This window comes from Vibrio sp. R10-SG3-ISO10 (genome assembly GCF_059834185.1).
On record NZ_JCBDHG010000020.1, the window covers coordinates 561464 to 587661 of the forward strand.

Sequence of the window (26198 nt, forward strand, 5' to 3'; positions counted from 1 at the left end):
TGATATTTGCTTCAATATAAACATAAAGGTTGGTTGGGCTCATGCAGAACACAGTAATTAAGAATGTTGTTTTCGATGTCGGTAATGTGATTGTACGTTGGGCGCCACTGGAGATTGTGAGGCTGACATTTGGCAATGTAGAACAACCCGAAGCGCTGGCCAAGAAAGTCTTTATGAGTGATATTTGGCTTGATCTCAATCGAGGTTTTCTCACTGAAATTGAAGCCAAACATCGATACCAACTAGAGTTAGATTTTACACCTCAAGATTGTGATCGTTTGTTCTATTACGTTAAGCAATCTTTAATTGAGCTTTATGGGGCTGTTGATCTAATTAAGAAGATTAAAGCCGCTGGCTATGGTGTCTATGCCTTGACGGACAACGTCGTTGAAATTGTCGACTTTCTAAAAGCAGAATACGACTTTTGGCCGCTATTTGATGCCGCAACCGTATCCGCTGACTTAGGTTTGCTAAAACCCCAACCTGAGATCTACCACTCTTTACTCAATAGCAATCAGCTCATCGCAGATCGTTGTGTTTTTCTAGACGACATGCCGCACAACGTCGAAGGTGCTAAAAGCGTTGGGATGCACGCGATCCAGTTTTTGTCGGCTGAGCAGGCTGAAAGCGAGTTGAAAGCACTTGGTTTGCAATTCTAAAGGTGAAAAATGTAGCATAATCAGTGCGCAAAGGTACAAAGATAAATATGGAGGTGTTCTATGAGTAGGGAAATAAAGGGAAGTTGCTGCTGCGGTAATGTTACGTTTCAACTTAAAGATGAATTTAAAATGTTCTTCTTTTGCCACTGCCTTCAATGTTGAAAGTTAACAGGTTCCGCTCATGCTTCGAATCTGTTTACTTCTCCCGATAATATCAAGTGGTTAAGCGGTTAAGATAGTGTTAAACGTTATGATCATCCCACTCGCTCTTTCTCTAAAACATTTTGTACGCATTGTGGTTCTGCATTGCCGTTCTTAACCCAAAGCAGAAAGTTCCTTATTGTGCCAGCGGGAAGTTTAGATCAAGAGCCTGAGAAAAAGTTAGATGCGCAGATTTTTTGTAACGAACAAGCTGACTGGCATAGGGAAGGATTGCAAGCCATTAAAGTTGATGGCTTTCCAAGTTAATGGTTAGTGATTTTTAATCAAAAATTTTTGAATTCTTGGTTTTTTATGGAGTGGCAAAAGAACCCAAAAACTCTCGTTATGTCTCACGGTGAAATAGTCAGAGAAAATGCACGAGAATTCTTAACTAAATCATTTAAATGGTTAATACAACGACCCAGAATAAGACAATTCATTAGGTTGAAAATGAAGCAAAACATTGTTCACATCGCCTTAGTCGTCAAAGACTACGACGATGCCATAGACTTCTACGTTAACAAACTTCAGTTTGAACTGATTGAAGACACCTACCAGCCAGAGCAAGACAAGCGTTGGGTCGTTGTTGCTCCGCCGAATTCACATGGTGCGACCCTACTGCTCGCTAAAGCATCGAAACCTGAGCAGCATGATTTTATTGGTAATCAATCTGGTGGGCGCGTGTTCCTGTTTTTAAGTACCGATGACTTCTGGCGTGATTATGAGCGAATGAAATCGATTGGAATTCACTTTGTTCGAGAACCCAAGGAGCAAGACTATGGCACCGTTGCCGTATTTGAAGACTTGTACGGCAATCTTTGGGATTTGCTTCAGCTGCACCCAGACCACCCTATGGCAAATAGATAAAGTAATTAGTTTTAACGCGTTGATAAGTAGTCTAAGGAAACGTTTATGAATCATGCACCTATTAAAGAAACTATCGCATTTGAAGACTTTGCTAAAGTTGATATCCGAGTGGGGACGATTGTTGAAGTCAGTGAGGTTGCAAAGTCCGATAAACTGATGAAACTTACCGTCGATTTCGGTGACCATACAAGATCTATATTGGCAGGTATTAAGCAAGAACGTGAAAACCCGAAAGAAATCGAAGGGAAGCAGGCTTTGTTTGTGGTCAACTTACCTGAGAGAAAAATGGCGGGTGAAGTCTCCCAAGGTATGCTGTTTGATATTGGCTATGAAGATAAGCTTCAACCGTGTTTGGCTTGTCCTGAAGCCCCGATGCCAAATGGAGCAAGAGCTGGGTAATCGGCATAACATTTTCAACTAAGAGGCAGTGCGGCTGCCTCTTCACCCTATTTGTTTTCCCCTCGTGCAAATTGGCTCAACCATCAATTACCAACTTATGGTAATTGGTTGTTCTTGTTTTATAAGTTCTGATAATGTATTTTGTTTCATATGGTTAAGGCGAGCATTCGCTATATCTCTTGATGCTGTTGGGCTTAAAAGGCCGCCAATAGCTGTAGTTCAATGAAATGAAAATACCAACCTTACTGTTAGCTTCCGCTTTCGTGCACGGGAGTGTCATGGCTGATAGCAGTCTGCAACTTCCGCAGTGTGCTCACAGTGCTCAGCTAGAAACTGAAGTGCATTTGTACATTAATGATGATGTGCTAGCTGAATATTCTAAAGAGTTTGTGCAAGCCAAAATTAATGCTTGGATGGCTTTCTCTAATATGACCCTATCGAATTCGTGTATACCAATATCTCGTAAAGTGACTCATATTGAATATGTCCCAGCGATTGATAGTAGTTGGTTTAAGGACGTTGATGTGTCTGAGCGGTTTCTAAAGTTATCTATAGAACGTGACTTTCCAGAGTACAATAATGACGGCGTTCCTATTTTTAAAGGTATTGTGTTTGCCAACTTTAATGACAGCTACCAATCCAAATGGTGCGGCTATTCATCGAGCTCTTCGCTGTTTTTTAATATAGCGTTGAATTGTCATGATCATGTTATGGAGCATGAAATTGGTCATCTGAGCGGCGCTTCACACGATATAAAAACGCTAAAAGAACAGATGGTTAACTTTGATATTAACGAGTACCTAATCAGTTCGTATCCCAAAAGTGAAAAGTTTGCATTTGGAGCTGTTTGCTCTGGACGCGGCACAATCATGTCGTATGAGCGAGATATCATCCCTGTTTATTCTAACCCTGACATTACTTTCAATGACGAAACGTGTGGCTCCGAAGATCTAAAAAATAACGCGAAGGTACTAAGAGAATTCGCAAAGAAGTACTTACATAAGTCGAAGAACAATAATAAGGACAAGATCTAAAATGTTTAAAGAATCTGATTTCAAAATTGATACCAAGAATTTTCATTTCAAAAAAGATAGCTACCCACTTGCAAAGATTACCAATGCTAAATTTAAGCGCATGTCGTTATTGGATAATTTAGGTCAAATGATCTTTTGGCTTGCGTTATTTTCAGGATCAGCTTGGCTAGTAGTCAATCAGTTCAGTCCTGCTCCTTCATGGTTAATTGGTATCGCAGTGAGTTTGAGTGTTGTTGGTTTTCTATTTTCCCTAAGCCGCTGTTCGCGTTATGCACTGCAAGTGGAATTTAAGCATATCGACGAGACGGGTACCCAATGGATCAATGTGGCTAAATCTTATTCTTCAGGCGACGGTCAATTATTAGAGAAACAAGTTGAATGTCTTAAGAAGGTTATCGGATAAAGCAATGAACAAGAGTTTTATGGATTTAAAGTAGATCTATGAAAAAAGCCTTAGTTATCTCATCTCTTATTGTCACTGCGGCTCTTTTCTATCTAAATAGACCAGATCAAACCCCTCTCGACTTGGATAATTTGGATTTAGCAAGGTGTAGTCATGACGAGACGATTTTATCGACCAAAGTGCATTATTTTGTTGATAGTCCACTAAAAGAATTTTTCGGAAAGCGTAGTGCCGTCAAGCAGATAGAGTTTGCAAACCAAACACTAAAGAACTCTTGTTTGCCACTTGAGCGTCTACTGGCATCATACCAATATGTTGATTTTGGTTTTTCAGATACGGAGTATTTAGAAGAAGTCTATTTGCAAGGTCGCAATGCGATTGGCAAAGAGCGGTTAGATTCAATTGAGCATGATCCGCTAAGCTACTTCGTTTTTGTTCTTGATTACCGTCATCCTATATTTGAAGAAAACATCGATGGCATGACGCGCTGGGAGTTTAACCCTGGTTTCATATTGTTAGCAGATGATGCGCCTCCTTATGTCCTTGAACATGAGTTCGGGCATTTGATGCACGCAAATCATAGTGAAACCCTGTTCTTTTCATTGTTACAAGGACAACTTGAACGTAGCCTCAAGCCAGCAAATAAACACCTCGTCAAACCTTATGCAAGGGCTTATAAGTGTGCAAACGCCGGAACAATCATGAGTTACGAAAAGTTACTCTTACCCATCTATTCAGATCCGGAGATCTTTTATCGAGGTGAATCTTGCGGCAATGAACTTCATGCAGACAACAACCGAAGGGTTCGTGAATTTATTGCCTCTTTGCGTGAAGCCATAGAGAATGGAGAAAAGACCTAAGTTGACTAGGTTCGACAAGGAATAAAACATATGGATGAAAACAGCGATATTTGGCGTCAATACTACGAAAAAGCATTAGCTAAACCTCATCTTAAGCGAACGGAGTTTGTTGTTAAGCTCAACAAGTCGTCTACTAACGTTGCGATTGATTGCGGGTGTGGTACGGGGAGTGATATTGATTATTTGCTCGGGCAAGGCTACCAAGTGCATGGCTTTGATGTTAACCCCGATGCGATAGCGATTTGTCGAGACAGGTTTGGGCAAAATGCTCTGGCTGATATCTCACAGTCTTCATTTGAAGATTATGATTACCCTCAATGTGGTCTTGTGATTGCCAACAATAGTTTGTTCTTTGCTGATCCAAGTTGCTTCTCAGCTACGTGGGAAAAGATTGAGTCTTCGCTAGTGGAAGGTGGCGTGTTTGCTGGTGACTTTATGGGGACAAAGGACTCTTGGGCAAATAACTACCGTAGCCCGACGACACCTCTCACAGAGTCAGAAGTTAGAGCCTTGTTTTCAAATTTTGAAATTATCCGATTTGTTGAACGCGATGAAAAAGCTGAAACAGCATTGGGAAGACAAAAACATTGGCATACGTTTTCGGTAGTGGCAGTGAAACACTCATAAAAGTTTAACCTAGTAGATTATCCGAGGATTGAGGGATGAATTTTACTTACAAGGAAGTGACCACAAGCGATCAAAATTTCGCCTCTTTGGTACAGGAGTTGAACTCATCATTGCGCCAAATTACGGATGATTCAGGAGAAAGTTCTTTTTCACCTGATGAATTCAATTCTCAGTTAGACGGATGCATGGTGGTTTATTTAGACGAGCAACCAGTTGCTTGCGGTGTATTTAGGTACTTTAGCGATGGCGTATGTGAACTAAAGCGGATGTATTCTAAGCAGCCTAAAGCTGGCACTTTTATTCTCAATCTATTGGAAGAGTTTGCCATCAGCTTAGGCTACCAAGAAGCGATATTATCGACTCGTCGAGTCAACCTGAATGCAGTTCGGTTTTATCAGCGAAACGGTTATCAAGAATGTACCCCTTATGGAAAGTATATTGGCGTCTCAAGAGCAATCTGCTTAAGTAAATCTCTCTCCAAATAAAACAACTTAGCGACTAGTAGGGGAAGCAACATGGACAACGTTCGCCTAACGAGAGAGTATGCAAAAACAAGAATGTAAGAGAAAACTATGATTCGTAAAGCGGTAGTATCTGACCATTCAGACTTGGTTAGGTTGTTTATTCTCGAAAACCAGCATAATGCGCAGTTAGCGCCTGATATTGTGCGTGAAACTGAAAATGTATTAACGCTTGAGGAGCTTAATCAGATACTCGCAGACAGCAATCAATATCTCGTTGTAAAAGAGATTGATGGTGTTGCAGTTGGCGCGCTGTTAGGTTCTATCACAAAATCTCCGGAGCGTCGTTGGAGTCAGGCTAGACTATATGCTTATCTAGAAGAGTTGATAGTGTGCCCTGCTTCAAGAGGAAAGGGCATTGCTAGGGAGTTAGTCGATAGCTTTGTTCATTGGGCGCAATCTCATGATGCGTCTTCGGTTGATTTGCATGTTTGGTCGAACAATGACAGCGCGATGGGTTTCTATCGCAGCTATGGGTTTTGTGAAAAGCAGTACTTGATGACGTACGCTAAAGAAAACAGTGAGCAAAAGCTATAGGCCTGAAATTTATTGCCATTGACACTGGTTGATTTATATACAAATATATTGATATGAAAATGACTCTAACGCGCCAAGATTCTCGAATTATCATCATTCCATAGGAATGGTGGTGTTTTTGCGCGCTTATTTTCGTTTAACCCACCCGAAAGAGGTGGGTTTTGTTTTTCTGCCTCTGGGATTTTACCAATTTGGTCGACGGAGGAAATATGAAGAAAATCGCTGTTTTTGGAAAGCCGGGAAGTGGTAAGTCATCACTGAGTAAGCAACTAGCTCTGATTAAAAACTTACCATTGCACCAGCTCGACTCTATTGCCTTCAGAAAAGATGGAACGGCCGAGACAAGGGAAGTGTTTGATAAAAAGCATCGAGATATTCTCAGTGCAGACAGCTGGATCATTGATGGCTTGGGCCCTTTGTACTCTTTCAGCCAACGTCTTGAGTCTGCCGATACGTTAATCTATATCGACTTGCCTTATTACGTCAGTTACTGGTTGGTAACTAAACGTATGCTTAAGGGGCTAGCGGTAAAACCAGAAGGTTGGCCGGAAGGGAGCTCCATCGTTAAGGGCAGCATGCAGAGCTATAAATTCTTGCGGCTAAGCCCTAAATTTTGGAATGCGGACTTTGAACAGCGCGTAAAGAGTTTTGAAGAGAATAAGTCAGTGCACATCATTCGTTCTCTCTCAGAGTTGAACTCTTTTATTTCCCAACTCAAGTCGGAGCCCACAGAGGCGAGTTAGGTAGGTGATTGTTTCACTAAAGTTCGCCGTATCACTCGCAACAGAGTGGGAGAGACACTATCATATGTTCTAATTTCACTAACTAAGAACAATGACTATGTCTTTTCCTCCTTGCCCGAACTGCCAATCTGAGTATGTTTACCAAGATCAAATCAACCTAGTATGCCCAGAGTGTGCTCATGAGTGGAACCCAAACGAGCCTGATGAAAGCGTGTTTACCGCAAAAGATGCCAACGGTACCGCCCTTGAAGAGGGTGATAAAGTGACTCTAGCGAAAGACCTAAAAGTTAAAGGTAGCTCTTTGGTGCTTAAAATCGGCACAAAAGCTGTGATTAGACGAATCGTTGAAGGCAAAGACCATGAACTTGATTGTAAAGTTGATGGGGCGGGAGAAATGATGGTTACGGCCAAGTTTGTTAAGAAAGCTTAGCAACACGTCTTTACATTAGCTACCGAACCATAGAGGCTGTCATGGAAGTATCAAGCCAAAAATATCTCGATCAATTTCTTGCGACGTTACCCCCTAGCGTCGCTCAGCAATACACCTCATTTAGTGCCGATTATTTCTGCGCTGATGAACACAATGCCAACCTATGTGCAGATTTGATCTTACGTGGCGAGAAAACCGCTTCATGTAGCATGGAGTATTGGTACAGCCATGAAGGCGAGCTAATGCCACAAGTCGGTCACCTGCAAGTGGTAACCAATTGGCAAGGTGAGCCTGTGTGCATCATTGAAATTACGTCTGTTTCTACCTGCCGATACAACCAAGTGACTGCGGAGTTTGCTGCATCTGAAGGCGAGGGCGACAAATCTCTTCGCTGGTGGCGTGAGGCTCATTGGAAGTTTTTCTCTTTGGAGTGTGAAGAGCTAAACATAGCGCCGAGTGAAGAGATGCTATTGGTTCTTGAGCGTTTTAAAGTGGTCTATCGCGAACCGCTTACTCCTTAAGCGTTACCCAACCAACAAGCCAATTCTCCCCTCTAATATGTTCTATGCCATCCTACTGACAAAAGTTGTCAGTAGGATTTGCTACTGTTTGCACATCGATTTTTAAACAAGGATTGGATGTAAAGCGATGTCTGCACATAACAAGACGAACTGCCTGTGTGGAAAAGTAACAGTGCATATTGAGTCGATCCCCCAGAAATTCACAGTGTGCCACTGCAGTTCCTGTCAGGTATGGGGAGGTGGGCCTCAACTCATGACTTTCTGCGGGACCAGTGTCATTTTTGAAGGGAGAGCGTTTGTTAAAGAGTATCGTTCTTCTCCTTGGGCTACTCGGGCTTTCTGTACTGAGTGTGGTACACATCTATTTAGCCGCTTTATAGCGGATAACAGCTACAACATTCCAGTGGGGCTACTACCTAGCCACAAGAAAATGGAAATGGATGTTCAGTACTTTATTGACCAAAAACCTAAATATTATTGCTTTTCAAACCAATCGAAAGCGATGTCCAAACAACAAGTTTTAGAACACTTTAGCTAACAATGAGATGACGAATGGAACTACAGACTTTCAAAAAAATTAAGTTAACAGGCCTTTCAGTAACAACGACGAATGCAGACGAATGCCAACCTGAAACGGCTAAAATTGGTCAGTTGTGGGAGTTCTTTTACAAAGAAATATTTCCGAAGCTGAGCTCAGAAAATCGGATATATGGTGTGTATACCAACTATGAGTCAGATTATAACGGCAAGTATGATGTGATTGCCTGTTCCGACTTTTTAAGTGGTGAAGCCCAAGAAGCCCTTGTGCAAACGAATATAGAAACTGGTCAATACCTAGTGTTTTCCGCCCAAGGGGAGTTTCCCGATGCGGTAATTAGTCTATGGCAGGAAGTGTGGCACTACTTTGCTGCTGAAGACTGCCAGCATAAGCGCTCTTATACGACGGACTTTGAGTTTTACAAAGGTGCTCAAGAGGTAGAGATTTACATCGCCGTCGAGTCATAGACTTAGCTCCTTTCTTCATGCGCTTTCTACTGGTCGAAGCCAGCCAAACGATGTTAAGTTATCGTTACTAAAGACAAAAGTAGAGACGCGCATGATTCGGCATATATTACTGATCAAGTTTAAGCAAGATGCTCAGTCAACTGAAATAGAAAAGCTCAGAGCCCTTTTTGAGCAAATGCCTAACAAAATTGAAGGTGTGTTAGAGGTGGAGTGGGGACTGAACGATAGCCCTGAAGGCAAAAATCAAGGATTCACGCATTCAGTCTTGATGACGTTTGTGGATGAGGCTGGGCGACAAAACTATTTACCTCACCCAGAACATGATGCGCTGAAAGATGTGTTCCGCCCTCTGTTGGAAGACATCATCGTATTCGACTATCAAGTGTAGAGCTTAGTGATTGATCAGAGGAGTTTTCTTGGATGCAGTTAGTATTCAGTCCGGCTTCGGACTCTCATTACGCCGAGTCTTTGACTCTAGAAAATATGTCAGCCTATTATCAGAGCAGGGGAATAGTGTGGGATCATCAGCGCTTTCTCGAAAGTTGGCAAGAGCTAGATAACTTTGAAATTTGTGTAGATGAAAAGCGAGTTGGTTTGGTTCGCTTTAGTTATGACGAAGGTGAAACAACGTATCTAAGAGATTTCCAGTTAGAGCCGCAGTTTCAAGGCCGAGGCTATGGCTCTAAATCTATAAGCTTGATAAAACAGCATGCAAGGGATCGAGCCTGCTCAAAAATCATCTTGAAGGTGTTTATTGAAAACCCTGCAGTACAACTCTACCACGCACATGGCTTTTCCAAGTCTTCAGAAAACAATGGACTGATGGAAATGGTATGTAGGTTATAGTGTTGTCACTAGCCGAGCTATTTTCGTGTCATTCGTATGCATGGGCAATTGGAGAATAAAGTGACTTACGAAGAGTTTAATCAGTTCTGCGGAGAGTTCGCCGCGACAAGCCACGTTATTCAATGGGGTAATTCTCACGTTTGGAAAGTCGGTGGAAAAGTCTTTGCCATCGGTGGCTGGAGTGATGATGGTGAAGCCGCATTCACTTTTAAAACATCAGACTTAAATTTCCAGTTTCTGAGTGATTGCGAAGGGTATAGACCTGCACCTTATTTTGCCTCGCGAGGCATGAAATGGATTCAACAAACCCAAACGTCCGGCGAGCTAGACGACGACTTGAAATACTACTTATCAGAATCGTATCGCTTGGCAGCTTTAAATTTAAGTAAACGAAAACGTACAGAGCTTGGAATTTCATTAGAATCGTAAAGCTATAGTATCAGTTGACGGGTATCGCATCACCTGTTGTCCTCAACTATGCTCTTTACTAGTAGTAAGGAGAGGACGATGTCGAAGTTAACTTCCATATTAGTGCTTACATCTATTTTCATGTGCAGTGGAGTTTCTAGCTCGGATAGAATTCAGACTATCAAAGTAGTGAGTGAAGAGTGGCAAGGTTACACTAATAGCGATGGCACGGGTTTATATTGGGAGATTGTGACCGCGGTGTTTAGTTCCGCAGGTATTCAAGTCGAGCTTAGTACTAAGCCTTGGAAGCGAGCAAAGCAGTTAGTCGAGAAGAAAGCTGCCGATGCTTACGTTGGGGATTATTATTATCCGCAAGAGAATCTGGGTTTTCTTTATCCAAGGTGGCACATTAGCATTGAAGAGGATGTGGTAGTGCGATTTCGGTCAGGCGCACTCGATTGGGAAAATCGTCGATATGGCTCGCTAGATGAAAAGAAGGTCGCGTGGGTCAGAGGTTACGACTTTGACCAAGGATTTTTAAAAGGTGTGCGCTTGATAAAGGTGGAAGTAGACAATGTGGCGCAGGGATTAAAGCTACTGGAAAAAGGAAGAGTAGATGCGTTGGTAGATTATGGCTCGGCTTTATCCATGCTCGCGCCATCGACAAGCGCGTCACAGTTTATGACCGTCGTGACTAAAAAAGGAGAGAAACTCTTCGTGGTTTTTTCTGATTCAGAGAACTCAAGCGCTTTAGCTACAATATTTGACATGGAAATGGAAAGACTAGTGAAGAATGGCACTATAGCTGAGCTATATGAAAAATATGGTATTAGCTTTGAACCCTACAAATCGTCGATTCAACAACGTTAATATAGATCCCCGACAACAGTGTTGTGGGTTATAAGTTGGTGCCGTTTAGAAAGGAAAGTCTGTGTGGTTCGATATACAGATACGTCTCCTTACCAATAATCAGAGAGCGTCCTTATTAATCATCGAGTGTGATGTGTATAATCATCTACTCATTTAAGGCTATTGATATGGCTTTAGTCGGCTCAAAAAATGGATTATTGATGCAGTTACAAAATATCGACAAGCAGCTATACCGTTCTCGTTTGAATATCGTGATTGTCGCCTGTATTGCGGCTTTGTCTGCATTTAGTTTGGCAATTTCTCAAACGTTGATTTACCTATTCCCAGCAGAGCAAGGTTCTCATTTTCACTGGAACTTACTTGGTGTCATCGTCAGTGCAATTGGAGTAGTGGTGACGTTAGTAAAGTTAAAAACGCACCCTAAAATGCGTGAAGTGGCGTATGTGTGGGATCTTAAACAGGCCTTAAACCTAATCCACCGTAAGAATCGAGCACTGCAAACCGCGGCACAAGATGGAAATGTTGATGCGATGCTGGCACTTCAATTTAGCTACGACGGCTCTCGTCAGCTTTGGCAACTCGATGACAATACCATCACTATGAACAGTTTAAACGCAGCTCAAGCGAAACTCGATCAATGGGTTCAAGAGTATGGTGTTACCTTGGATATTTCAGATTATCATTCAGGACTTTTGAAGTCGTTCTGAAAAATGGATGGGTAATTCTAGAATGGTTTGATTGCCTGAAAGAGCACGTCAGTCAGGCCGTTGCGGTGCATACCGTCAACGTCAAACACCTTTATAGTGAGTAGTGGTATATGCAGTATTGGGGATAAATTGAGACCATATTTGACCTCAAAATAATATTGGCATAAAATTTTTGTGTAACTTTTTTAGCGAGGTCACTATGAACAAGACTCATACGATGTCACAACGCGCTGCAAAAGATAGCCTTGGTAATCCTGATGCCTTCAAAGGCGGCTGTGTAGTAACAAAAAATGGTACGGCGGAGCTGTATATTCAAACTGCAGAAGAAAGGGAACAAGAAGAACAAGTCATCCATGCTGAACGACAGGCAAATGCGCTGTTAAAGTTGGCTATGATGGCCAAAGATGATGTAGTGGCTGGTCGAGTTCACTCAAAAGAAGAAGTATTGGAACGTCTTCGTGCTGCTAGGAGCTAACTTTTGGAAGTCATCTTCACGGAAATGGCCGTTAACTGTTTGTTAGAAATTGAATCGCTTGCAGTTGAAAACCATTCAGAAGAGCAAGTGGTGGCATTTACTGAAGGCTTAGTAATCCGAAATTATGATGCTATCTCTGATGACCCTGAACGTTACAGATATAATCCGACATTGTTGGATGTTGGAGTCAAGTTTCGGGAAAGATTAGATAGTTCTTATCGTTGTCTATATGAAATCATTGACAATAAAGCTTATGTGATGCTCGTTTTGCATACTAAACAAGATTTAATTAGCGCTCTATATCGGCACCAGATAATCAAAGGCTTTAATTGAACAAAGTTGGAACGCGGGAACAGCCTGAGTGACTGTTCCCGCATTAAGCTTATAAATAGCGGCTCTTCAAATGATCTTGGAAGAACTTCGCATTGAGTGTTTCACCAGTCGCTTGCTTCACCAGTTCATCCGTGGTTAATAAGCTTCCTTTACTCCAGATCTTATCTTCTAGCCAAGCGAAAATAGGTGATAGGTCGCCGCTTCGAATTGCGCCGTCTACATCAACCGTTTGTTTCATGGCCGACATAAACTGAGCCGCGTACATGGCACCTAATGTGTATGACGGGAAGTAACCGAATGCACCGTCTGTCCAGTGGATGTCTTGCATACAACCATTCTTATAGTTGCCTTCTGTTGAAAGCCCTAAGTACTGTTGCATTTTTTGATTCCATAGCTCTGGAACGTCTGTATGTTTTATCTTGCCATTGATTAGGTCACGCTCGATTTCATAGCGCAAAATGACGTGAGCAGGGTAGGTGAGCTCGTCAGCGTCGACGCGGATAAAGTCTTTTTTAACTCGTGTGTAGAGTTTTTGGAAGTTCGATTGCGAGAACAACTCTGTGCTGTGACCATCGAAATGCTGACCAGCTAGACGAGCAAGGTGTTCGATAAATGCGTCACTTCGGCCTACTTGCATCTCAAAAAATAGAGACTGAGATTCGTGGATACCCATTGAACGCGCTTCACCAGATGGCAAGCCAGACAGTGTTTTTGGCAGTCCTTGCTCGTAGCGTGCATGCCCCGTTTCGTGAACAATGCCCATCAAGGACTGAACAAACTCGCTTTCATCGTAGCGAGTGGTAATACGAACGTCCGTTGGTACACCGCCACAAAATGGGTGAACACTTTCATCTAAGCGTCCATGGTTGAAGTCAAATTGAAGTAGCTTCATTACTTCAAGACCGAGTGCTTTCTGTTTACTGGTATCGAAAGTGCCTTGTGCTTGAACATAATGTTCAGAGGCTTGCTTCTCAATCACTTGGTTGATCAGCTCAGGCAACCAGGTTTTTACATCGCTAAACAGACGGTCAAGAGATTCGGAGTTAGTTCCTGGCTCATAAATATCAAGCATGGCATCGTAAGGAGAAAGACCATTTACTTCAGCGCGAATTTGCGCTTCTTCTTGTGAGAGCTTTACCACCTCTGCCCAGTTTTTTTCAAAACCTTGCCAGTCATTGTCTCCGCGCTGGGTACGCCACGCGTGCTCACATCTAGAGCCGGCTAAAGATTTGGCCTGCACTAATGACTCTGGTAACACGTTCGCCTGTTGCCATTGACGCTTTAACTCGCGCAATGTGGCTTGATCTTGAGTGTTTAACTGTTCAGATTCGGCTTCTGCAAACCAGTCTTCTAGTTGTGGCTGAGTATGTAAGCCGTGAATGTGCACCGACAGTTCCGCCATCGCTTCCGAGCGAGCTTGATTTCCGCCTGATGGCATAACAGCTGCTTGGTCCCAACCACAGATAGCAGCAAGGTGATTGAAGTGTGAGATCTTTTTAGAATGTTGTTTGAGTTTTTCGAATGCGCTCATGGGTCGCCTTCCGTGACTATTGATTTGTAAAGGCGAAAGCTTATCAATCAATGATTATGAGACCAAGTGAATTTAATCAAGAGTTGAACCTCGGTTATACCTTCCTATAACATGGGGTGAAATTGTAAACAGCCCCTAATCAGTCAGGACGACCCATGATTATCAATATCGAATCCTTTTTAATCGCTATTACTATTCTTACACTGACTCCCGGTTTAGACACTGCCTTGGTAATTCGTAACTCCTCGCGTGGCGGCTTTAGTGATGGTTTTTTAACAAGCTTAGGGATATGTCTTGGTTTGTTCGTCCATGCCACGTTTTCGGCGGTGGGTATTTCTGCGATTTTGGCGCAATCTGCTGAACTGTTTAACGCGGTGAAGATGGTTGGCGCAGCCTACTTAATCTGGCTAGGTGTGATGACTTTGAAAGGCCTCTTAAATGGAACGAGTTCAGGTTTAAATGCAAACGTCGTGGTGGGTTCAACGCCTCTTGATGCAAAGCGGTCACTACGTGAAGGGTTTCTATCTAACGTGCTAAACCCTAAAACAGCGGTTTTCTACCTCGCGTTTTTGCCTCAGTTTATCAACCCTGAAGGTTCAGCATTTTTGCAATCTTGCTTAATGGCTGCGATCCATTTTGTTATCGCCATGGTTTGGCAGTGTGGTTTAGCGGGCGTGCTTACGAAAGCGAAAAACTTACTTCAAAGTCCACGATTTACCCGCTGGATGGAAGGTTCGACAGGGGCGGTTTTAGTCTTCCTTGGTATCAAGCTTCTGGTTGAAAAGCCTCAGGTATAGTCTGTGCTTAGTTCGATATTGGCAAACCAGTGTAAAAGATGATCACACAGTGCGTGCGGTTTGGCTAACGGCAAGTCGTGCGCATCACAATCAAAACGTTTTATTTCTACCTTCCAAGTCTTCGCGATAGCTTCGCCACATCGACTATCTACTAGTTTGTCTCGTTCGCTAACAATGATTTGAGTTGGAATTGCTGGTGGAGCGCTTTGCCCTTTAAATTTTGCTGCAGCATACAGTTGTCGAATCGCATTGATAGCAGTGACAGGGTGATTTCGCGCAAGATTAAGGTGATGTTCGATCACTTCAGGATGATGAAGGCTGATTGGGCTTGTCCATTCGATGATAGACTGTTGGAATGCTTCACTCCCTTTTAAACTTGATGCACCAATGCTGAGTAGGGCCTGAAGGTTTATTCGTTGCCAAAAAGGGCTGTAACGAGAAAAGCTCGGATTAATCAGGGTTAAGCTTGCTACCTGGCCCGGTAGTACATGTGCCCAATGACTGGCGAGCATAGAGCCCATTGAAATCGCGACTAAGTGATAACGTTGGCAGCTCTTAGGGAGTTGTGTCAGCACAGGTGCAAGCATTTGCTCGATACTGCTTGGGCTAGTCTTATTGTAAAGCGCACCGTTGCCGGGGACATTGGGCGTGATGACCGCGATCTCTGGAGAAGCTTGCTGAATGGCATTGACTAAATCCTGCCAATGACCGCTTTCTCTTAATAACCCTCTGACTAAGACTATCGGTACCATAGTTTGTTGGCCTTTTCTCTATACTTTTCTTCATCGCTTATCGACATATTGGCGAGTAGATCGTTGTCGAGCACCTGAATTAAATAGCTTAGCAGAGTACTGTGTCGCCGCTGTACCCGTTTGATCCTATGGGGTTTAGTCGGGTGAAACATTTGGCTGAATCTGAGCATTTGTATTGGGTTCTTTTTCACCCATAGCCAAGAGCCAAGCTCGAGAGTGAGCGGTAAAAAGTCGTTCTCTGATTTCGTTTGATGCTGTAATAGCATCCAGTCCCAAAAATCACCATGAGTCGTGTACTGGTGCCATTGCGGTTCAAACTGATAAAGCTCGTAGTGAGGGTAGCTCTTTCTAAACTGCCTATACAGCAAGTAGTATTGGGATAAATTACTTGGCGGTTGTTTACTGTGGGCATAAGGAAACCAAAGCCTATCACGCGTGCCAAAGCCACTATGAAGATCGAGCAAAATCGAAGAGCGGGAGTGCTCTGTACTACAGAGAATGTACTGTGACAAAGCTTGCAGCTCTCGTTCCATCTGTTCGGGGTTACCGCGATACCACGGCAGTGCAGAACTAAAATCTTGCCCAGCATAGAGTTGATGAATAGGGTTTGAGCTTTTGATTGGGGCGTTTCTCATCAAATCGACACCATTGTGGTTGGCTCGTTTCTTAAGAGCGACACCCCACGGATTAACGACTGGTATTGAGACAATTCGAACTCGTTCCAGCGACTCTTTTAACTGCCTATCCCACTCTAGTCTCCGAAGTAAACTCTTAACAAACGCCAGAATGATCTGGCTACCAATCCGTTCGACACCATGAACTGCGCCAATAAAGAAAAGGCATGGGGCTTGTCGAATATTGACGCCTACCTCCAGAGCGTATATTGGCAGTGATTTCCCTTGATGCGGGATTTTATCGAGGAGGTTTAAATGAACGTGCTGAGGAAACTGCTCGGCGAGTTGTTCAATATGCTGAATGTCGCGGGGGATATGTCCAATCATTATCAAGCTCAAACAGGGTTTGAGACAAGTTTAGAACTGTAGGAGGTCGATTGGGTGAAGTATTTGTTTCAGTTAGATAAAACAAAAATGCGAAGCGCTTCCGCTTCGCATTGGTTGGGCTTAATCAGAGTCTAATGAGCTTAAACAGTCACACGATTACTGCGAACCGTTGAGACCTGAGCAAAGTAGAGTTTTGTTTCTTCAACCACAACATGGCGCAAAGCAATAAGACCAATTAGGTTTGGAATTGCCATTAGACCATTAACGATATCGGCAATAATCCAGATCATGTCTAAGTGTAAGAAGGCGCCAGAGGCAACTAAACAGACGAACACAAGTTTATATGGCAACACCGCTTTGGTGCCAAATAGGTAAACTACGCAGCGTTCACCATAGTAGTTCCAACCTAAAATGGTGGTGAAGGCAAAGAAGATCAAACCAATTGAGACAAGCATCGGGCCAAACGTGTCGGCATTAAGACCCACCGCAAAGGCATGAGTGGTTATGGCTGCACCTGCAAAGTCACTTTGCCAAGCACCCGTAAGAATCAGCGCAAGACCCGTCATAGTACAAATAATGATAGTGTCGAAGAAGGTGCCTGTCATTGAGATCAGGCCTTGCTTTACACATGAATCGGTTTTTGCCGCCGCCGCCGCCATTGGTGCACTACCAAGGCCAGATTCATTCGAGAACACACCGCGAGCAATACCTGACTGGATAGCTAGCATAATGCTTGCGCCTAAGAACCCGCCAGTTGCTGCCGTAGATGTAAAGGCAGAAACCAGTACAAGCTCTACCGCATCTAGTAGCTTGTCTGCGTTCATAATAATCACGCTTAAACAGGCTAATACGTAGAACAGCGCCATGGTTGGTACGACTTTACCGGCGACTTTCGCGATAGATTTAATACCGCCCAGTGTTACAAAGGCAACAAGCAGTGTCAGTACGCTGGCTGAGATTTCACGAGAAACACCAAACGAGATTTCGCTGGCATCTATTATTGCGTTGACTTGCGGGAAGGTACCGATGCCGAAGCAGGCTACACCCAATGCAAATACAGCAAACATCACTGCGAGAGCCTTGGAGCCTACGCCATATTGCAGATAGTACATAGGGCCACCGGTCATCTGGCCTTTGTCGTCGACTTTGCGGTATTTTACAGCAAGCAGACACTCTGCGTATTTGGTCGCCATACCGAATAGAGCTGCAAGCCACATCCAGAATAGAGCACCTGGTCCACCAAGCTTAATTGCTGTCGCGACACCTACGATGTTACCTGTACCAATCGTTGCCGATAGGGCGGTGCACAACGCAGCGAAACTAGAGACGTCGCCTTGTGTTTTAGAGTCATCTTTACTGAACACCATTTTCAGCGCAGTCGGTAAGTGTCTAAACTGTAGTAAACCCAAACGAAAAGTGAAGTAGACACCGGTACCAACCAATAAGATCAATAGTGGTGGGCCCCAGACAAAGCTGTCGATTGTTTTAAGTAAAGATTGAAGGTTATCCATGATTTCCCCTTAAGTGATAATGCTTATTTAAGGAGAAGAGTGAAAGTGCAGAGATCATTGATCCCGATTAGCTACAGACAGAAATGCGAAATAGCTGAATTGTTCTTTCCACTCCTCTGTCCTTTGTGCCTGAGAGTTTCACCTACAAATAGGCTTGCTCCTTCGGCGACCGATTTAACGGTTCTCTCCAGAGGCTCCTCCAACTACAGTCCCCGCCACCTAAATGGCACCTGAAAGATTTACTTCTTCGGTAGGTTATCCTTACCAAATGTTAACATTTGGTAAATAACCACTCTCCTGCAGTCTTCATCGGAACAATTACTCGATAAACTGAGTAAAAGTTAGTCGATAACACTGGTTGCTATCGATGTGTGAACTCTATCATTATTTTTTTGTATTTCAATAGCTGATTTACATCAAATGAAAGGTTTTTATAGTGATGATTTCTTGGTGTTTATTAGTATTGGTGTTGTAATAATGACTCTTTTTAATGGGTGTCTAATTGACACTATTCTGTTTGTTTTATCTTTTAAGTATCAGATTTAAAACGATTTAATATTTTGGCAAGGTATGTGCAATGTAGAGTGTATAAAACAATAAAATGATCAAAGTGAGGTCGATATGTTTGCTCAACCAACCAATACCACTTTTAATAAACTTTTGAACTTTTCGAATGTTGCACTGCTATTAACCTTTGTTGCGTTAGTCGTCAGCGTACTCATTTCTTATCCGTATGCTTACAAATTCACTTTAGGCGAGCAAATTGCCGCACATATAAGCACGATTGTTATTGCTGCTTTGTTAAAAGTAAGTTACGTAACGCGCTGTTTGGCACAGTATAATCTTGGGATGGAAGTGAGATAGAGCATACAAAAATAGCGCCGTAAATGGCGCTATTTTTCATAGACAGGGGGCAAAAGCTAGAAGTAGTTTGCGTCTACCAAATCGCTAGTTTGTACTGATTTAACCTCTTCACGAGCTTCTAACCATGCAACAACTTGGGCTTTTTGCTCTTCAGTCGCATCGGCATAGCGAGCATTGCAGCATAAGAAGCCTTCAAACAGCTCTAGGCCACCACCACCAAAGCAAAGGCCTAAGCCATCAATGTAATCGATGAACTCATCGACAAATACGTCATACTTATCGAAATCGGTGATTGTGGTTTCGCAGCTTAGCTCAAATCCAAGCATTGCAAATTCACCCAAAAACAGTTTCTTTTGGATGCGGCGTTTCTTATTGTCCAACTTGTATGGTTTCATCGGTATTTCCCACTATTTTTCGTTAGCTCTTTATACCTTAGTTCGAACAGAGCACCAAACAAAATGCTGTGGTTCGCGTTAAAGTGCTCGTAATTTGCTCTTAGATTTGCACTTTGATAACAAAGTAACCATTTGAATCAATTAAATTAAAATTCTTAGCCAGTAAAACTACGCGTTTCTGACTATTTCGGCGTAAAAATGGTATAAAGTAATGAATAGAAAGTCTGCCTAAGGAGAGGTTATGACAAGGTTACTTGCAATTGCTTTTTTAGTGGCTTTGGCGTTTGTTTTGATTCGCTATCGGACAAGCGAAAAGCTACAGAAATACGTGGTTGTTACTTTGATTGCTGGCTTTTTACTTTACACAACCACGCTCATGATTACAGAACTGATGCGTTAACCCTCAGGAGCAAATAAGTGAACGAACATACCGATAACCAAGAGAATGATGACGTTGTCGTTATTGAAGAGCGAGACAAGCGAACGCATCTCTATATTATCATCGCAGGTGTTTTAGGTTTGGCGTTAGGTGGTTTGGTTGGATCGACACTGACTGCAAAAAAATGGGAGTCCACATACCAAACACTTGAGCAACAGTATCAAACTCTGGCGGAAGACAAGCAGAAAATGGTCGTTCAAGTAGAAGAAAAAGTGGCTAAGGTCGACGATGAAGTAGCACTAAAGCTACAAAAAGCGATAGAGGAACAAAAAACTGAACACCAAGAAGTTGTAATTAAACTTGAGCAACAAGTTAATGAGCTCGAAAAAGTTAACTTGTCGCTTGAGGAACAGATCACCACGCAAAAAGAGCAGCTGCAGACGGCTAACTCACAGAACAGCAAGCTTAATCGACAAGCAGATATGCAGGCGACCATGTTTGAGCGATCACGTGAATTGTTTCAACAAGAGCTAAGAGTAAAAATGGAACTTGAGTCTCTAGAGAAAGAGAGGGAAGAGCTCCAACCTAAGATCGCTGAACTTAAGAAAGCATGTGATGTATACTTAGAAGGGACGTCTTGGGATGCAAAATCTGATTCGTGTGATAAACAGGACGAAGCCCAATCTCGCTTGAGCCAAGTTGAACAAATGATTCGGGTTCATCAAATGGACCTAAAGCAAATGAAGGCACTTTCTGAAGAGCTTGGCCTGTAGAATATCTCTGCTTCATTGAAACAACGCCTCATTTTTGAGGCGTTTTTGTTATTTTAGTGGCTGTAAATCTATTTGATTCCGCCGAAGATGCTAAATATGCGCTACTGTTTATTAGAAGAAACAAGTAAGCAAGGCATCAAATGCAGCAGCTATTTAAGGTAAACGAAGCCGTACAAGTTATCGCTTATATCGCCTACATCGTTGCAGTAGGGGTTATGTCCCATTCATTTTTGCTGCAACCGCACCCTTGGGAATATGCATTCTACCTATTTCCTGTATTGTTATTGTTAGCATTGTATTGCACCAACCGATCTCTCAAACACGTATTTGCTTTTTCAGCCACTAGTTTGTTCTTGATTGGAGGATTGATTCAGCCTTTCCCTCTAGAGCTTGTAAAAGCGTGTCTATTGTTCTTACCGTTGTGCTACATCGTGCTGTTTCCGGGTACGTTGTGGCCAATTGCGGTATGTGCTGCACTGATTAACGGCTACTTATATCAGTTAACCATTTCAGACTTTCATACGTTTATTGATACCTCAATTGAGATGACCGCAGTCACTGTGTTTGCCACGTTAATGACTTACTTGTTTGTAAAAACGCAACAACAAGCGGCGACTTTCAAAACAGAGAGTCAGACCGACTACTTGACGAAACTACCCAATGCCAATGCCTATAAAGAGGATATCGATAGGATAACTGAGCATAATGCGAAACATTTCGGGATGGTACACATTGGTCTAGAGGGTTTTAAAAACGTTAACGACCGATTGGGGTATCGATATGGCGATGAACTGCTAATTGCATTCTCTAAGCATATTGCGGGTATAGTGGGAGATGTAGGTAAGGTATATCGATTTGGCGGTGATGAATTTATCGTTGTGGTGGAGGATAAAGAACTCCAACCTAAGCTCGAACAACTCGTTGATGAGTTAAGTCGTCATCAAAGAGCGATGTTTGATGTGGACAATACTTCTCATCGACTCTCCTATTGTATTGGGGTTGCCTATGCTGCGGATGCGGTAGGTAGCCCAGAAGTGTGGGAGAAAAACGCTGACTTCGCTCTATATAAAGCTCGCTCGGTCGGTGGTGGGGCGGTTTGTTGGTTTGACGATGAGTTGCTTGGGGAAACAATTAGGCAGCATCAAATCGAGACAGAGATACGTTCTGCCTTATCTAGCCACCAGTTTATTCTTATGTTTCAACCTAAGGTAGACGTTGAATCGGTTAAGATAGTCGGTGCGGAAGCTTTGCTGCGTTGGAACCATCCACAACTTGGCCCAATATCGCCGGCTGAGTTTATTCCAATTGCTGAAAAGACGACACAGATTGTGCCTATAGGTCATTGGATCATCCATGAAGCATGTCGCCAAGCGAAGCAGTATTATGACCAGCATCTACCGGTTTGTATTGCAGTCAATGTTTCAACCGTCCAGTTTGCGCATGCAGATCTATTTGAAGTGGTGTGCAAAGCGCTGAAAGAGACACAGTTGCCGTCGCACCTACTGCAGTTAGAAATTACTGAATCTACATTGATGAGTGATCCTGAGAACATCACCGATATCTGTCGCCAACTGAGAGCCATCGGTGTTTCAATTGCGATAGATGACTTTGGTGTGGAGTACTCGAGCCTTAAGTATTTAAAACAACTCCCCATTGATATTATCAAGATTGATAAATGTTTTATCGACGAGTGTTCTATCAATCACTCTGATCGCGTCCTTGTCCGTACCATCATTCAAATGGGACACAGTTTGGGCATAAAACTTGTAGCGGAAGGGGTCGAATTTCAGGAGCAGTTGGATGTACTTGTTCAAGAGGGCTGCGATCAATACCAAGGATATCTTTTCTCGCAGCCGCTTTCTCATGACGAGTTTGCTTCAATGATGACTCAGGAAATGCGGGAGAAGAGGGTGGTGAAATTGACCAAAGAGTAGTGCGTAACATTCAATAAAACAAAAGCCGCAATTAGCGGCTTTTGTGGTTATCAGCGTTACTTAGTGCGTTAGATAGTGCTCAACAAACTCCGTCACTTTCACCATATCATCAATAGCAATGAACTCTTCTGTAGTATGAACTTTTGCCATACCGGTAGAGATATTAACCGTGATTAACCCTTTTGCATTAAAGTTGTTGGCATCACTACCACCACCAGTCCCTTTAGTGTATGGGTTTGCCCCAATGGCTTCGAAAGAGGCTTTTACCGATTCAATATGTGGATGATCATCTGCAATCACAAACGCGTTGTATGCACGAGTCGATTCAATCTCAACTTGTGCACCATGCTTATCTGCGGCCACTTGGAAGGTTTCAACCATATGAGCAACTTGTGCCGTCAGTTTGTCATCGTTTAGTGAGCGTGCTTCCGCAACCACTTTTAGCTCAGGCATAACGATATTGGTCGCGTTACCACCTTGAACGATACCAATGTTAGCTGTTGTCTCCTCATCAATACGGAGTAGCTTCATGTTGGTGATGGCTTCAGAGGCGACTTGAATCGCGCTAATACCTTCTTCTGGTGCCAAGCCTGCATGAGCTGGGCGCCCGATAAAGTTCGCAACGATCTTTTGCTGACCCGGTGCGGCATTGACGATAGTGCCAATAGGACCACCAGTATCTAATACGATTGCTTTGTCGGCTTGAATGTAAGACATGTCGAAGTTTTCAGAGCCGAATAGGCCACCTTCTTCATGAACAGTGAAGGCGAGTTCAATGGTCTTGTGAGCTAGGTTTTGTGCTTTAATGCTGCGAACTGCTTCCATAATCGCGGCAATACCCGATTTGTCATCACCACCTAAAATAGTGTTGCCTTTCGAACGAATGATGCCGTCTTCAATCACTGGCTCAATACCAATGCCTGGAGTCACGGTATCCATATGGCAGCTAAGTACAACGCTATCGTCAATCGTACCTTCTAGTCGAGCATAGACGTTAAAACCATTTGATACCTCTTCAGGAACTGGCAGTTTATGGACAGTAAATCCTAGTTCACCTAACTGTTCGGCAAGCGCCTGCGCAATTTGCTTTTCGTTGCGAGATTCGCTGTCAATTTTTACTAGTTGGATAAAGTGTTCGACCAGACGTTCACGGTTAATTTGAGTCATTGTTATACCTCGTTAAGGAACAGAGGGGATAACCATAACGGCTCGAAGGGGAGATTTGTCTGCGCTATATCAATCTATCAGCAACTCCTAATGTCAATTTATGGTTAACGATTTGCCTAGTGATTTTATGTGAATGATTGAATTGATTTGCTCAATGTAACAAGGCAGCTAGACCTGTTTGGTCTTCAGAGTCAAATTCAAGACTGAACTATACTTGTTAATAAGCAGGAAGTTATGATTATTGGTTGAATGTAAACTAATTGTTACTTTGTGATTTGATTTAAACTTTTGATTTTTATGAATTAAAGTTATCTGAATTAAACGTGTTTACAGTTTGTGATTACATTTCGTTAACTTCGGATTGGGCGTGTAAGGTTCAAATTTGCGCTTAGCTGAGCCAAGTTATTGATAGTTACACGGTAGTTAGATCAATAACGAGGGATATAGAAATGAACGAAGCGTACAACCCACTAGGTACAGATGGATTTGAGTTTGTTGAATATACAGCGGCAGACGCGAAAGGTATTCAAGCGCTTAAAGACCTGTTTAATTCGCTTGGGTTTGCAGAAGTGGCTAAACACCGTTCAAAAGAAGCGTGGCTTTATCGACAAGGTGATGTGAATTTTATCGTTAATGCTCAACCCCATAGTCAGGCCCATGCTTTTGCTGAAGTTCATGGCCCTTCTGTGTGTGGCATGGCTTTTCGCGTTAAAGACTCGGCGGTTGCAATGAAGCAGGCGCTAGACAATGGTGGTAAAGAATACATCACTGAAATTGGTCCAATGGAACTTAGCATCCCTGCGATATACGGTATTGGTGAGAGCTTGCTGTATTTCGTTGATCGTTACCAAGATGGCAGCATTTATGAAGTGGACTTCCGCTTTTATGAAGACGCGAAGGAGCGTCTTGCTAAAATGGATGTCGGCCTCTACGAGATAGACCACCTAACGCATAATGTTAAGCAAGGTAATATGGACGTATGGTCGGGCTTCTATGAGCGCATTGGTAACTTCCGTGAAATTCGCTACTTCGACATTGAAGGCAAATTAACGGGCTTGGTGAGCCGAGCGATGACTGCGCCTTGTGGCAAGATCCGAATTCCTATCAACGAATCCTCTGATGACAAATCGCAAATTGAAGAGTTTATTCGTGAGTACAACGGCGAAGGCATTCAGCATATCGCCTTAACCACAGATGATATTTACCAGACAGTCCAAACTCTGCGTGATCGTGGTATGGACTTTATGCCAACCCCCGATACTTACTACGAAAAAGTTGATAGCCGCGTGGATGGACACAAAGAAGACGTGTCGAAATTACGCGATCTACGAATATTGATCGATGGCGCACCAATGAAAGATGGCATCCTACTGCAGATCTTTACTCAGACAGTAATTGGTCCCGTGTTCTTCGAAATCATTCAACGTAAAGGTAACGAAGGGTTCGGCGAGGGTAACTTTAAAGCGCTATTTGAGTCGATTGAAGAAGATCAAATCCGTCGTGGGGTACTAGACGATGCATAAATGGATAACATTCCCTCATCGGGAGGGAGTGTGCTCCAAGCAAGCGCACGCTGATTTTCCCGAAGAGGCAATTTACGAACGTGAAGCTGGCCGTAGCGGGTTCTTTGGGCCTGCTGCCCACTTTCACCATCAACATGCTCCTACCGGTTGGAGTGAGTGGGAAGGCGATTTAAAACCACGCGCGTTCAACTTCAACCACGTAGAGGAATCACACCAGCTTTCACCTTGGTCTGTGCCGCATCTTCTTCACAACGCCAACTGTAAAGTACGCGTATGGAAGTTAGAGAATGCCATGACGCATTTGGTTAGAAATGCTGATGGGGATGAGCTGTTGTTTATTCATCAGGGAACTGCGGATCTTTACTGTGACTACGGACACTTAGAAGTGGTTGAAGGCGATTATGTAATGATTCCGCGTTCGACGAGTTGGCGATTAGAACCTCGTGAACCCATGTTTGTTTTGATGATTGAAAATACTGATGCGGCTTACACGCTACCAGAGAAGGGGATGGTAGGAAATCACGCTGTGTTTGATCCTGCGGTGTTGGATGTACCAAAAATTGATGACCAGTTTAAAGCCCAGTATTCCGAGGACGCCACACAGGTTCATATCAAGCGTCACGACCAAGTCAGTGTTGTCACGTATCCATTCAATCCACTTGATGCGATTGGTTGGCATGGTGACCTGTCAGTCGTGCGAGTGAACTGGCGTGATATCCGACCATTAATGTCACACAGGTATCATTTACCACCATCGGCGCATACCACCTTTGTTGGTCAAGGGTTTGTTATATGTACCTTTGTTCCTAGGCCCATTGAAAGTGATCCAGGTGCACTGAAAGTGCCGTTTTATCACAATAACGATGATTATGACGAAGTGCTGTTTTATCACGCCGGAGATTTTTTCAGTCGCGACAATATTGAAGCGGGTATGGTGACCTTCCATCCAGCAGGCTTTACTCATGGCCCTCATCCTAAAGCCTTTAAAGCAGGTCAAGAGTACAAGAAGAAGTTTACTGATGAAGTTGCGGTCATGATTGATACCAGACACGCGCTGCACTTCAGTAACGAGGCTGAGCAGGTGGAAAACAAAGAGTACGTCTACAGTTGGAAAGAAAAATAGAA

Annotated in this window: 34 protein-coding genes, 1 pseudogene and 1 riboswitch; of the genes and pseudogenes, 29 read left to right on the forward strand and 6 right to left on the reverse strand. The window is 43.1% G+C overall.

Annotated elements, in window-relative coordinates; genetic code table 11:
- The first annotated feature begins 41 nt into the window (after positions 1-41).
- The 22 genes and pseudogenes from AC6R16_RS12580 to AC6R16_RS12685 all read left to right on the forward strand — a co-directional run bounded on the left by AC6R16_RS12580 (position 42) and on the right by AC6R16_RS12685 (position 12446).
- Positions 42-659: an HAD family hydrolase gene (locus AC6R16_RS12580; RefSeq protein ID WP_500674564.1), complete on the forward strand. Its 618-nt coding sequence runs from the start codon at positions 42-44 to the stop codon at positions 657-659.
- Positions 660-920: 261 nt separating this feature from the next.
- Positions 921-1127 (forward strand): annotated as a pseudogene (locus tag AC6R16_RS12585) (GFA family protein); the annotation flags it as partial.
- Between the two features lie 183 nt (positions 1128-1310).
- On the forward strand, positions 1311-1727 hold the full coding sequence (locus tag AC6R16_RS12590; RefSeq protein ID WP_500674565.1) for a VOC family protein: 417 nt from the start codon (positions 1311-1313) through the stop codon (positions 1725-1727).
- A 45-nt stretch (positions 1728-1772) separates the two neighbouring features.
- Entirely contained in the window at positions 1773-2126 is a 354-nt protein-coding gene (locus AC6R16_RS12595) for a tRNA-binding protein (RefSeq protein ID WP_500674566.1), read from the forward strand.
- Between the two features lie 278 nt (positions 2127-2404).
- Positions 2405-3160 (forward strand): hypothetical protein, encoded by a 756-nt coding sequence (locus AC6R16_RS12600; protein ID WP_500674567.1) that lies wholly within the window; start codon positions 2405-2407, stop codon positions 3158-3160.
- Position 3161: 1 nt separating this feature from the next.
- The gene (locus AC6R16_RS12605) at positions 3162-3563 is read left to right on the forward strand and encodes a hypothetical protein (RefSeq protein WP_239826007.1); all 402 of its coding nucleotides are present in this window, start codon (positions 3162-3164) and stop codon (positions 3561-3563) included.
- Positions 3564-3601: 38 nt separating this feature from the next.
- Complete coding sequence (locus AC6R16_RS12610) at positions 3602-4423, forward strand: hypothetical protein (RefSeq protein WP_500674568.1); 822 nt, start codon at positions 3602-3604, stop codon at positions 4421-4423.
- Between the two features lie 30 nt (positions 4424-4453).
- Positions 4454-5050, forward strand: a complete 597-nt coding sequence (locus AC6R16_RS12615; RefSeq protein WP_500674569.1) for a methyltransferase domain-containing protein — start codon at positions 4454-4456, stop codon at positions 5048-5050.
- A gap of 35 nt (positions 5051-5085) precedes the next feature.
- Positions 5086-5535: a GNAT family N-acetyltransferase gene (locus AC6R16_RS12620; RefSeq protein ID WP_500674570.1), complete on the forward strand. Its 450-nt coding sequence runs from the start codon at positions 5086-5088 to the stop codon at positions 5533-5535.
- An 87-nt stretch (positions 5536-5622) separates the two neighbouring features.
- Positions 5623-6108: a GNAT family N-acetyltransferase gene (locus AC6R16_RS12625; RefSeq protein ID WP_500674571.1), complete on the forward strand. Its 486-nt coding sequence runs from the start codon at positions 5623-5625 to the stop codon at positions 6106-6108.
- 209 nt (positions 6109-6317) lie between these two features.
- Positions 6318-6851 (forward strand): P-loop NTPase family protein, encoded by a 534-nt coding sequence (locus AC6R16_RS12630; protein ID WP_500674572.1) that lies wholly within the window; start codon positions 6318-6320, stop codon positions 6849-6851.
- A gap of 97 nt (positions 6852-6948) precedes the next feature.
- On the forward strand, positions 6949-7281 hold the full coding sequence (locus tag AC6R16_RS12635; protein WP_069666136.1) for a zinc ribbon domain-containing protein YjdM: 333 nt from the start codon (positions 6949-6951) through the stop codon (positions 7279-7281).
- Positions 7282-7322: 41 nt separating this feature from the next.
- On the forward strand, positions 7323-7802 hold the full coding sequence (locus AC6R16_RS12640; protein ID WP_500674573.1) for an ASCH domain-containing protein: 480 nt from the start codon (positions 7323-7325) through the stop codon (positions 7800-7802).
- 127 nt (positions 7803-7929) lie between these two features.
- Entirely contained in the window at positions 7930-8340 is a 411-nt protein-coding gene (locus AC6R16_RS12645) for a GFA family protein (RefSeq protein ID WP_500674574.1), read from the forward strand.
- A gap of 14 nt (positions 8341-8354) precedes the next feature.
- On the forward strand, positions 8355-8807 hold the full coding sequence (locus AC6R16_RS12650; protein WP_500674575.1) for a GyrI-like domain-containing protein: 453 nt from the start codon (positions 8355-8357) through the stop codon (positions 8805-8807).
- 91 nt (positions 8808-8898) lie between these two features.
- Positions 8899-9195, forward strand: coding sequence for a Dabb family protein (locus AC6R16_RS12655; RefSeq protein ID WP_500674576.1), 297 nt, complete (start codon positions 8899-8901; stop codon positions 9193-9195).
- A gap of 32 nt (positions 9196-9227) precedes the next feature.
- Positions 9228-9653 (forward strand): GNAT family N-acetyltransferase, encoded by a 426-nt coding sequence (locus AC6R16_RS12660; protein WP_500674577.1) that lies wholly within the window; start codon positions 9228-9230, stop codon positions 9651-9653.
- A gap of 60 nt (positions 9654-9713) precedes the next feature.
- Positions 9714-10082 (forward strand): MmcQ/YjbR family DNA-binding protein, encoded by a 369-nt coding sequence (locus tag AC6R16_RS12665; RefSeq protein WP_425666727.1) that lies wholly within the window; start codon positions 9714-9716, stop codon positions 10080-10082.
- Between the two features lie 78 nt (positions 10083-10160).
- The gene (locus tag AC6R16_RS12670; RefSeq protein WP_500674578.1) at positions 10161-10931 is read left to right on the forward strand and encodes a substrate-binding periplasmic protein; all 771 of its coding nucleotides are present in this window, start codon (positions 10161-10163) and stop codon (positions 10929-10931) included.
- A gap of 200 nt (positions 10932-11131) precedes the next feature.
- Complete coding sequence (locus AC6R16_RS12675) at positions 11132-11638, forward strand: DUF3087 domain-containing protein (protein ID WP_500674662.1); 507 nt, start codon at positions 11132-11134, stop codon at positions 11636-11638.
- A 199-nt stretch (positions 11639-11837) separates the two neighbouring features.
- Positions 11838-12113, forward strand: a complete 276-nt coding sequence (locus AC6R16_RS12680; protein WP_500674579.1) for a hypothetical protein — start codon at positions 11838-11840, stop codon at positions 12111-12113.
- A 3-nt stretch (positions 12114-12116) separates the two neighbouring features.
- Complete coding sequence (locus tag AC6R16_RS12685; protein ID WP_500674580.1) at positions 12117-12446, forward strand: type II toxin-antitoxin system RelE/ParE family toxin; 330 nt, start codon at positions 12117-12119, stop codon at positions 12444-12446.
- A 49-nt stretch (positions 12447-12495) separates the two neighbouring features.
- On the opposite strand, the gene AC6R16_RS12690 is transcribed toward AC6R16_RS12685, so the two are convergent.
- Entirely contained in the window at positions 12496-13977 is a 1482-nt protein-coding gene (locus AC6R16_RS12690; RefSeq protein ID WP_500674581.1) for a carboxypeptidase M32, read from the reverse strand.
- A gap of 155 nt (positions 13978-14132) precedes the next feature.
- Here AC6R16_RS12690 and AC6R16_RS12695 point away from each other — a divergent pair, with 155 nt between their 5' ends.
- A complete protein-coding gene (locus AC6R16_RS12695; protein WP_500674582.1) occupies positions 14133-14774 on the forward strand; it encodes a LysE family translocator in 642 nt (213 codons plus the stop codon).
- Here the strand turns inward: AC6R16_RS12695 and AC6R16_RS12700 are convergent.
- The 3 genes from AC6R16_RS12700 to AC6R16_RS12710 form a co-directional block, all read right to left on the reverse strand.
- A complete protein-coding gene (locus AC6R16_RS12700) occupies positions 14765-15526 on the reverse strand; it encodes an alpha/beta fold hydrolase (protein WP_500674583.1) in 762 nt (253 codons plus the stop codon). The genes AC6R16_RS12695 and AC6R16_RS12700 overlap by 10 nt on opposite strands.
- The gene (locus tag AC6R16_RS12705) at positions 15514-16527 is read right to left on the reverse strand and encodes a DUF2817 domain-containing protein (RefSeq protein WP_500674584.1); all 1014 of its coding nucleotides are present in this window, start codon (positions 16525-16527) and stop codon (positions 15514-15516) included. Before AC6R16_RS12705 ends, AC6R16_RS12700 begins: the two co-directional genes overlap by 13 nt.
- Before the next feature lie 140 nt (positions 16528-16667).
- Entirely contained in the window at positions 16668-18038 is a 1371-nt protein-coding gene (locus AC6R16_RS12710) for an alanine/glycine:cation symporter family protein (RefSeq protein ID WP_500674585.1), read from the reverse strand.
- Between the two features lie 106 nt (positions 18039-18144).
- A riboswitch (glycine riboswitch) is annotated at positions 18145-18239 on the reverse strand.
- Between the two features lie 420 nt (positions 18240-18659).
- Here AC6R16_RS12710 and AC6R16_RS12715 point away from each other — a divergent pair.
- Positions 18660-18902, forward strand: a complete 243-nt coding sequence (locus AC6R16_RS12715; RefSeq protein WP_500639155.1) for a hypothetical protein — start codon at positions 18660-18662, stop codon at positions 18900-18902.
- Positions 18903-18958: 56 nt separating this feature from the next.
- Here AC6R16_RS12715 and AC6R16_RS12720 read toward each other — a convergent pair whose 3' ends face one another.
- Positions 18959-19297: a 50S ribosome-binding protein YggL gene (locus AC6R16_RS12720; RefSeq protein ID WP_004743470.1), complete on the reverse strand. Its 339-nt coding sequence runs from the start codon at positions 19295-19297 to the stop codon at positions 18959-18961.
- 241 nt (positions 19298-19538) lie between these two features.
- Between AC6R16_RS12720 and AC6R16_RS12725 the strand changes: the two genes are divergently transcribed.
- The 3 genes from AC6R16_RS12725 to AC6R16_RS12735 all read left to right on the forward strand — a co-directional run bounded on the left by AC6R16_RS12725 (position 19539) and on the right by AC6R16_RS12735 (position 22383).
- Positions 19539-19697, forward strand: coding sequence for a hypothetical protein (locus AC6R16_RS12725; protein WP_500639154.1), 159 nt, complete (start codon positions 19539-19541; stop codon positions 19695-19697).
- 17 nt (positions 19698-19714) lie between these two features.
- On the forward strand, positions 19715-20449 hold the full coding sequence (locus AC6R16_RS12730; protein ID WP_500674586.1) for a chromosome partitioning protein ParA: 735 nt from the start codon (positions 19715-19717) through the stop codon (positions 20447-20449).
- A 140-nt stretch (positions 20450-20589) separates the two neighbouring features.
- Positions 20590-22383: a putative bifunctional diguanylate cyclase/phosphodiesterase gene (locus AC6R16_RS12735; RefSeq protein WP_500674587.1), complete on the forward strand. Its 1794-nt coding sequence runs from the start codon at positions 20590-20592 to the stop codon at positions 22381-22383.
- Between the two features lie 60 nt (positions 22384-22443).
- Here the strand turns inward: AC6R16_RS12735 and AC6R16_RS12740 are convergent, their stop codons facing one another.
- Positions 22444-23550, reverse strand: coding sequence for a M20/M25/M40 family metallo-hydrolase (locus tag AC6R16_RS12740; protein ID WP_500674588.1), 1107 nt, complete (start codon positions 23548-23550; stop codon positions 22444-22446).
- Positions 23551-23999: 449 nt separating this feature from the next.
- Here AC6R16_RS12740 and hppD point away from each other — a divergent pair, with 449 nt between their 5' ends.
- Positions 24000-25073 (forward strand): 4-hydroxyphenylpyruvate dioxygenase, encoded by a 1074-nt coding sequence (hppD, locus tag AC6R16_RS12745; protein WP_500674589.1) that lies wholly within the window; start codon positions 24000-24002, stop codon positions 25071-25073.
- The gene (locus tag AC6R16_RS12750) at positions 25066-26196 is read left to right on the forward strand and encodes a homogentisate 1,2-dioxygenase (RefSeq protein WP_500674590.1); all 1131 of its coding nucleotides are present in this window, start codon (positions 25066-25068) and stop codon (positions 26194-26196) included. The genes hppD and AC6R16_RS12750 overlap by 8 nt, the downstream gene beginning before the upstream one ends.
- Positions 26197-26198: the final 2 nt, after the last annotated feature.

What these genes read in the sequence shown, in the direction of transcription:
- AC6R16_RS12580 (WP_500674564.1), top strand. Translation starts at nt 42, where the DNA reads ATGCAGAACACAGTAATTAAGAATGTTGTTTTCGATGTCGGTAATGTG.
- AC6R16_RS12590 (WP_500674565.1), top strand. Translation starts at nt 1,311, where the DNA reads ATGAAGCAAAACATTGTTCACATCGCCTTAGTCGTCAAAGACTACGAC.
- AC6R16_RS12595 (WP_500674566.1), top strand. Translation starts at nt 1,773, where the DNA reads ATGAATCATGCACCTATTAAAGAAACTATCGCATTTGAAGACTTTGCT.
- AC6R16_RS12600 (WP_500674567.1), top strand. Translation starts at nt 2,405, where the DNA reads ATGGCTGATAGCAGTCTGCAACTTCCGCAGTGTGCTCACAGTGCTCAG.
- AC6R16_RS12605 (WP_239826007.1), top strand. Translation starts at nt 3,162, where the DNA reads ATGTTTAAAGAATCTGATTTCAAAATTGATACCAAGAATTTTCATTTC.
- AC6R16_RS12610 (WP_500674568.1), top strand. Translation starts at nt 3,602, where the DNA reads ATGAAAAAAGCCTTAGTTATCTCATCTCTTATTGTCACTGCGGCTCTT.
- AC6R16_RS12615 (WP_500674569.1), top strand. Translation starts at nt 4,454, where the DNA reads ATGGATGAAAACAGCGATATTTGGCGTCAATACTACGAAAAAGCATTA.
- AC6R16_RS12620 (WP_500674570.1), top strand. Translation starts at nt 5,086, where the DNA reads ATGAATTTTACTTACAAGGAAGTGACCACAAGCGATCAAAATTTCGCC.
- AC6R16_RS12625 (WP_500674571.1), top strand. Translation starts at nt 5,623, where the DNA reads ATGATTCGTAAAGCGGTAGTATCTGACCATTCAGACTTGGTTAGGTTG.
- AC6R16_RS12630 (WP_500674572.1), top strand. Translation starts at nt 6,318, where the DNA reads ATGAAGAAAATCGCTGTTTTTGGAAAGCCGGGAAGTGGTAAGTCATCA.
- AC6R16_RS12635 (WP_069666136.1), top strand. Translation starts at nt 6,949, where the DNA reads ATGTCTTTTCCTCCTTGCCCGAACTGCCAATCTGAGTATGTTTACCAA.
- AC6R16_RS12640 (WP_500674573.1), top strand. Translation starts at nt 7,323, where the DNA reads ATGGAAGTATCAAGCCAAAAATATCTCGATCAATTTCTTGCGACGTTA.
- AC6R16_RS12645 (WP_500674574.1), top strand. Translation starts at nt 7,930, where the DNA reads ATGTCTGCACATAACAAGACGAACTGCCTGTGTGGAAAAGTAACAGTG.
- AC6R16_RS12650 (WP_500674575.1), top strand. Translation starts at nt 8,355, where the DNA reads ATGGAACTACAGACTTTCAAAAAAATTAAGTTAACAGGCCTTTCAGTA.
- AC6R16_RS12655 (WP_500674576.1), top strand. Translation starts at nt 8,899, where the DNA reads ATGATTCGGCATATATTACTGATCAAGTTTAAGCAAGATGCTCAGTCA.
- AC6R16_RS12660 (WP_500674577.1), top strand. Translation starts at nt 9,228, where the DNA reads ATGCAGTTAGTATTCAGTCCGGCTTCGGACTCTCATTACGCCGAGTCT.
- AC6R16_RS12670 (WP_500674578.1), top strand. Translation starts at nt 10,161, where the DNA reads ATGTCGAAGTTAACTTCCATATTAGTGCTTACATCTATTTTCATGTGC.
- AC6R16_RS12675 (WP_500674662.1), top strand. Translation starts at nt 11,132, where the DNA reads ATGCAGTTACAAAATATCGACAAGCAGCTATACCGTTCTCGTTTGAAT.
- AC6R16_RS12680 (WP_500674579.1), top strand. Translation starts at nt 11,838, where the DNA reads ATGAACAAGACTCATACGATGTCACAACGCGCTGCAAAAGATAGCCTT.
- AC6R16_RS12690 (WP_500674581.1), bottom strand. Translation starts at nt 13,977, where the DNA reads ATGAGCGCATTCGAAAAACTCAAACAACATTCTAAAAAGATCTCACAC.
- AC6R16_RS12695 (WP_500674582.1), top strand. Translation starts at nt 14,133, where the DNA reads ATGATTATCAATATCGAATCCTTTTTAATCGCTATTACTATTCTTACA.
- AC6R16_RS12700 (WP_500674583.1), bottom strand. Translation starts at nt 15,526, where the DNA reads ATGGTACCGATAGTCTTAGTCAGAGGGTTATTAAGAGAAAGCGGTCAT.
- AC6R16_RS12705 (WP_500674584.1), bottom strand. Translation starts at nt 16,527, where the DNA reads ATGATTGGACATATCCCCCGCGACATTCAGCATATTGAACAACTCGCC.
- AC6R16_RS12710 (WP_500674585.1), bottom strand. Translation starts at nt 18,038, where the DNA reads ATGGATAACCTTCAATCTTTACTTAAAACAATCGACAGCTTTGTCTGG.
- AC6R16_RS12715 (WP_500639155.1), top strand. Translation starts at nt 18,660, where the DNA reads ATGTTTGCTCAACCAACCAATACCACTTTTAATAAACTTTTGAACTTT.
- AC6R16_RS12720 (WP_004743470.1), bottom strand. Translation starts at nt 19,297, where the DNA reads ATGAAACCATACAAGTTGGACAATAAGAAACGCCGCATCCAAAAGAAA.
- AC6R16_RS12725 (WP_500639154.1), top strand. Translation starts at nt 19,539, where the DNA reads ATGACAAGGTTACTTGCAATTGCTTTTTTAGTGGCTTTGGCGTTTGTT.
- AC6R16_RS12735 (WP_500674587.1), top strand. Translation starts at nt 20,590, where the DNA reads ATGCAGCAGCTATTTAAGGTAAACGAAGCCGTACAAGTTATCGCTTAT.
- AC6R16_RS12740 (WP_500674588.1), bottom strand. Translation starts at nt 23,550, where the DNA reads ATGACTCAAATTAACCGTGAACGTCTGGTCGAACACTTTATCCAACTA.
- hppD (WP_500674589.1), top strand. Translation starts at nt 24,000, where the DNA reads ATGAACGAAGCGTACAACCCACTAGGTACAGATGGATTTGAGTTTGTT.
- AC6R16_RS12750 (WP_500674590.1), top strand. Translation starts at nt 25,066, where the DNA reads ATGCATAAATGGATAACATTCCCTCATCGGGAGGGAGTGTGCTCCAAG.